Origin of the sequence: Psychrobacter sp. BI730 (genome assembly GCF_013414195.1) — a bacterium.
In the GTDB taxonomy this organism is placed as follows: domain Bacteria; phylum Pseudomonadota; class Gammaproteobacteria; order Pseudomonadales; family Moraxellaceae; genus Psychrobacter.
Genome location: NZ_JAATTV010000020.1, coordinates 41813 through 47812, shown reverse-complemented (window position 1 = coordinate 47812; position 6000 = coordinate 41813). Strand labels below are relative to the sequence as shown.

Annotated in this window: 6 protein-coding genes; 5 read left to right on the top strand and 1 reads right to left on the bottom strand. The window is 38.9% G+C overall.

Features of this window, described 5'->3' with window-relative positions; genetic code table 11:
- Positions 1–104 precede the first annotated feature (104 nt).
- The 4 genes from parA to HCZ91_RS13025 all read left to right on the top strand — a co-directional run bounded on the left by parA (position 105) and on the right by HCZ91_RS13025 (position 2679).
- The gene (gene parA / locus HCZ91_RS13040; protein WP_045448057.1) at positions 105–743 is read left to right on the top strand and encodes a ParA family partition ATPase; all 639 of its coding nucleotides are present in this window, start codon (positions 105–107) and stop codon (positions 741–743) included.
- 3 nt (positions 744–746) lie between these two features.
- Complete coding sequence (locus tag HCZ91_RS13035; protein ID WP_045448060.1) at positions 747–956, top strand: plasmid partition protein ParG; 210 nt, start codon at positions 747–749, stop codon at positions 954–956.
- 356 nt (positions 957–1312) lie between these two features.
- Positions 1313–1507: a hypothetical protein gene (locus tag HCZ91_RS13030; protein WP_140412949.1), complete on the top strand. Its 195-nt coding sequence runs from the start codon at positions 1313–1315 to the stop codon at positions 1505–1507.
- Between the two features lie 245 nt (positions 1508–1752).
- Entirely contained in the window at positions 1753–2679 is a 927-nt protein-coding gene (locus HCZ91_RS13025) for a cation diffusion facilitator family transporter (protein ID WP_087813585.1), read from the top strand.
- Between the two features lie 186 nt (positions 2680–2865).
- On the opposite strand, the gene lnt is transcribed toward HCZ91_RS13025, so the two are convergent.
- Positions 2866–4434 (bottom strand): apolipoprotein N-acyltransferase, encoded by a 1569-nt coding sequence (lnt, locus tag HCZ91_RS13020; RefSeq protein WP_045448063.1) that lies wholly within the window; start codon positions 4432–4434, stop codon positions 2866–2868.
- Positions 4435–4673: 239 nt separating this feature from the next.
- Here lnt and HCZ91_RS13015 point away from each other — a divergent pair, with 239 nt between their 5' ends.
- Positions 4674–5324, top strand: a complete 651-nt coding sequence (locus tag HCZ91_RS13015; protein WP_011513677.1) for a DUF411 domain-containing protein — start codon at positions 4674–4676, stop codon at positions 5322–5324.
- The last annotated feature ends 676 nt before the right edge of the window (positions 5325–6000 follow it).

Genomic DNA, 6000 nt, shown 5'->3' with positions numbered 1-6000 from the left:
ATACTTATATACTTATATACTTATATACTTATATACTTATATACTTATATACTTATATACTTATATACTTATATACTCAATACATACTACAGGGATCTGTATTTATGAAGGTAATCGCGGTATTAAATCAAAAGGGTGGTAGCGGTAAGACTACCATCGCAACGCATTTGGCTCGTGGCTTACAACTAAAAGGTCATAGTGTTTTGTTGGTGGATAGCGACCAGCAGGGCAGTGCGCGTGACTGGAGAGCGGTTGATGAAGACAATCCGGTACCAGTGATCGGGCTTGATAGACCAACACTTGATAAAGATTTAAAAAGCGTTTCTGATAAAGATTACGTGGTGATCGATGGATCGCCGCAAGCTACTAGTTTGGCCATTTCAGCTATTAAAGCCGCAGATTTTATATTGATTCCGGTGCAGCCGAGCCCCTATGATATCTGGGCGACCAGCGATTTGGTTGATCTGGTGCAGCAGCGTATAGAGATGATGGATGGTCAACTAAAGGCGGCGTTTGTCGTATCACGTGCTATTCAAAACACCAATATAGGTAAGGAAGTCGCGACAGCACTACTGGATTACAATCTTCCAGTGTTAGAAACTAGAGTTATACAGCGTGTTGCTTATCCTAACAGTGCTGCCCTTGGTAAAACAGTATTTGATACCGAATCGCCTAACAGCAATGCGATACAAGAGATAACTGCATTAGTCAGTGAGATTCAAACATTTTTTGGTGAGGAGTAGGTCATGAGTTTATCAGCAGGTCGCCCTAGTAAGAACGTTAAGGATCAGTTAGCTCTATCGGATGTGACGGACAGTCCCAAAAAGACGGTACGCGTGAATTTTAATCTAGATGAAGATAAACACATTGCGCTCAAACGGTACGCGCTTGAAAGCCGAAAAACGGTTACTGAGCTGTTGACTGAAATGATTGATGAAAAGTTGGTTGAACGATAGATATAAAAAATCGGATTTTTTATACCTAAAAAAAGGATATGTATAAAAAACTCAAAAAACTATATATATCATCGAACGCTGTGTACCTTTCTAGTATCATCAGATGCTTGTTTTCTTAAGCCAGACGTAGAAGCAAGCTGCAAAAAAAATGCCCATGGCAAAACAAGCACTGTTTCCTATATCAGTACCATATAATAGAACCAAAAACGGTTAGCAGTGCTAAGGTATATTGCCCTTAATCAAAGCGTACTCAATAACGATTTAAGTTACACAAAATATAAGGGGCTTCTAGCCCCATCATTATTCTGAACCGCCCCGAGATTGTCGGAGACTCAACTTTCTGAGAGAATACGACAATGAAAAGACAAACCTACACTCCTGAGATTAAAAAACGCGCCGTTCGCATGCTGATTGAAGCATTAAACGATTACACCTCTATGTGGTCAACCATTCAAGTTATAGTACTGAAAATAGAATCTACTTTTGGAACATTGTGGTCATGTCATAAAAAGCGCACTAATGAAACCATACTAACCAACATTCAAGACTAAGCTACACATACTAAAGAGCTTGAACGTGAAAATAAGAAGCTTACGTAAGCCAGTTAGATTACAGTAAAAGCCGCTTTTTTCGCCCAAGGAGAGATAGGACATACAATCCAGTTGTGGCTCAGTTTATTGATAACAATAAGTGTGTCTACGGTATTAGAGCAATATTGACTGTGCAATATAGAAGATATGCAATAAAATTATTTTCTACCTTTAATAAAATGCAGCAACCTAAACAAGGGTAAATTATGAGTAATTCAGATAACCACAGTCACCAAGCTCCAAACCCTAAAAATATGAATAAGGCTTTCTATATTGGAATTGGTCTAAATTCTGCATTTACGCTCATCGAGTTCATAGTGGGCTACTCAACTAATTCATTAGCTTTAATCGCAGACGCTAGCCACAACTTAAGTGATGTTGCCAGTTTAATAATCTCGTTAATTGGAATGAAATTAGCACAGAAAGCATCTACTACGCTTTATACCTATGGCTACAAAAAAGCTTCTATAATGGCTTCTCTTATTAACGCCATATTGTTAGTTACAATCGTTATAGGTATTGCGTATGAGGCCTTGGGTCGATTTGATACCATACCGGAAGTTGCAGGAAAAGTTATTATTATTACAGCTCTAATAGGTGTATTTATAAATACTGTTTCTGCTTTTGCATTCTACAAAGGTCAAAAAGACGATATTAATGTTAAAGGTGCTTTCTTGCATCTAATGGTAGATGCATTGGTCTCTGTAGGTGTCGTTATCTCGGGCATTATTATTTACTATACAAGTTGGAATATCGTTGATCCTCTAGTTAGCTTGATTATTTCAGTCGTGATACTGTTATCGACTTGGGGTCTACTAAAAGAGAGTATCAAGCTTGCTATTGACGGAGTACCTCAAAATGTTGATCTCAGTAAAATCACTGCTATCTTAGAGAGCTATAAATTTATTCAAAACTTTCATCATCTGCACATCTGGGCCTTGAGTACCACTGAGAATGCTCTGACAGTTCATATCGTACCGAAGAGCGATGTGACATTAGAAGAGACTCTTATTATGAAAGAAAATATTAAGGAAGATTTGGCGCATCAGAATATACAACATGCAACTATTGAATTTGGTATTAAGGCAGATGACAATCAAAAATCGCGTGCATTAAATGAAAGTATCAACTAAAAGATGATAGACCGTATATAGCTATCTCTTTTTAAGTATGAGGCGCGTGCTTTATGTCGACATAATTTTTTCAATCAGTTCTTATGTGATCAATAGTTTAAAACTTTTATATTTACGTGCGTTAGGACGTTACCTAGAAAAAATAAAAAACTTACGCTGATTAAATTATTATAATTAAGTTTACTATTACCCTCGTCCTCTAAGTGTGGTTAGACCTTTGCCAAAATAGCTTAGTAGTAATAACAGAGTTATTATTATCAAGATAGGATAATTTCCCATAAGCATAAAGGGAGTGTTACCAACCCGTGCCTGTATCTCACCACGTAGTACAGTACGCTCAAACTGCGGTGCGCGTTCTACAATACGACCTTTATGGTTAATGATAGCGGTAACACCAGTATTGGTCGCTCGAATAAACCAGCGCCCGTTCTCAAGCGCGCGCATTTGTACCATTTGCAAATGTTGCAATGGTCCTGCTGAAGTGCCAAACCAGGCATCGTTAGAGACCGTCAACAAAAAGTCAGTATCGATGGCATTTTTACGCGTGGTATCTGGATAAGCTACCTCATAACAGATAGCCGTCCCTATATTGTGTCCACGCACCTGTAGCGGTGACTGCTGATCACTACCGCGACTATAGCTCTTAATATCCTGACTACCGGCCAAACTTGGGAAAATATCGAGCACGCCTTCAAATGGAATATACTCTCCAAAAGGCACCAGACGCTGCTTCTTGTATAGGCCTTCCGCTTCTACACCTCGAGCAATCACGCTATTGTAAAATGGGGGATACTTATCCGTACTGGCATTGAATGCCGCTTTATCCTTATAAGGGATACCAGTTATCCATGTCGTATTGGTCGCATTAGCCATTTCTATCATTTCACTAATAAAGCCCGCAGCCTCATCCTGAAACATCGGAATAGATGATTCAGGCCACACCACAACATCACGTCCCCACTCAGTGCGCGTTAACTTCGCATAAATCTTTAGCGTTTCTACTTGATATTGAGTCAGCCACTTTATATCTTGTGAAATATTACCTTGAATCAATGACACTGACAGATCAGGTGTGCCCTTAGGTTTTGTCCATTGCGGATTGACCAGCCATAATGATGTGCTAATGGCCAATAACAGTACAGAAACGACGGCATAACTACTGCGCCGAAGCAGTAGCTCTACTAAACTTGCAGCCAATAGTATGGCAACAAAAGAGACGGCAAAAACACCAGCAACGGGTGCTAAGGACGATAACCAATACTCTTCAGTAAACGCATAACCAACAAACAGCCACGGAAAGCCTGTGAATAACCAAGTTTTTAACCATTCTTGTAGCACCCAAAGAGCAGCAAATGAAAAGGGTTGTTTGCCTACCATACGGTTAAAGGCTAGTGCTAAAAATCCATGAAACAGTCCCATACCGAGACCCATCAATCCAATCATAATCAATGCGAGCCACGTTGGAGTATCGCTATAATCATGGATAGCTGTATAGAGCCAAAAGCCGCCGACGCACCATAGCCCCATACCGTAAGCTTCACCGATAATAAAAGCGCGACGACCACTCATATTTGGCACCAACAGCGCATATAAAATCGCTGGTGACACTATTGCTAGCGGCCAGAACCCATAAGGCGATAATGCAAATAAAAAAATAGCCCCTGCAAGCCATGCTGCTACTAGCGTAAGCCATAGCGGTAATTGATTTAAGTGAGTACTCAAACGCTTTTGTAGACTAATAGTAGACAGGTGCATCGCAAATTATCCAAAATTATGAGCCTTGAATTTTTAATCAAAATCCAAAACTCAGATAGACCCGTTAATACTACAGGCAGCATTTCAAAATAAAAACTGCTTATGATACCAGTCCGCACTGCTCAATGTATAAATTTACGTACCCCGTTTGATGGGTTATTATGCTACATTACCAAACGATATGAAGTGTTACTTGACCTTCTATAGCTCACAATATCTACAGTACATGAGAGAGCACTATGACCCCCTTAAAAATAAAATCCAGTCTTATATTCAATCGTCATCTGTCTAAGGGGTTGCGTGGTACGCTGGTGTTACTTGCCGCCTCATCACTATTTGCTTGTAGCCAACCGAGTAGTGGCGTATCTGATGCAAACACAACATCAGTAACAACCGAAAATGCAACAGCTATCACTTTAAAGGAAGATGAACCAAACGCTAAAAGTGCTCACATGATGACAAGGTCAGTAAGTAAACCAGACCTACTAAAAAACGTCTCAGCTACGGTCTATAAAGATGCCAATTGCGGCTGCTGTAAAGAATGGATAAGTCATGCAGAAGATAATGGTCTAAGTGCAACCGCGCAAGATGTTGCGGACTTAGCCGTATTTAAAGAGCGCTACAGCGTTCCAACTGAGATGCGTTCTTGCCATACTGTAGTCACTACTGATGATTACGTCTTTGAAGGTCATGTACCTGCTAAGTATATGGCGCAGTTCTTAGAAAATCCGCCAGTACAAGCTATGGGTCTTGCCGTACCTGGCATGCCTGTTGGTAGCCCAGGTATGGAGTATCAAAATAAATTCATGCCCTATCAGGTTATGCAGCTCAATAAAGACGGGACGACCCAAGTTTATGCTGATATTGAATCGGTAGAGCAGCAATTATAGTGTGTTAGCAGTTAAGAATACTTTGATTATAGTGTTAGCGTTAAAAGTAAATGAGGCAGGTATAAGACTGTTCTATTGCTTATAAAATGATTCTTCATCAAAAAAATCATTAGCTATTGCGACTTTAAAAGCAAAAACAACTTTGAATTTGTAACTTTTGATGACAATGTAAGCGGATTTATCGGTTATTAACCCTTAAAATAGATAAATAATTAAGGGTTAATACAAGAATATACAGGATGTATCGAAACAATTACGTAATATTACATAAGCCAGTAGGGAATTAACATCTATATTAATATTATAAATTATTATATTATCTTAATAATTAGTTAGACCCTATATAGGGTAATTACTTCATCCAATAAAAAAACGTCTGAGGGTTAAATCTGTAATTTAGATTTAACCCTCAGACGTTTTTTTGCTTATAAAACAGTAGAAATTGTTGTCAATTTAGTCAGCTATATTCTGTATATGTTACACAAACTTACATTGTAAAATGTGGAATATTAGCAATTTTTTCAACATCAAAAAAGTATTTTTGGGGTTTTTAAGGGTGATGACAGGCTAAACAGCCTATGCTAAAGTCGGCTTTGTGTTTTGGCCAGCAGCTTGATTTGCAACAGCTTCGTAAGACTTCAATGATGCTGTGATCGCCAATAATCATTTTTTATAT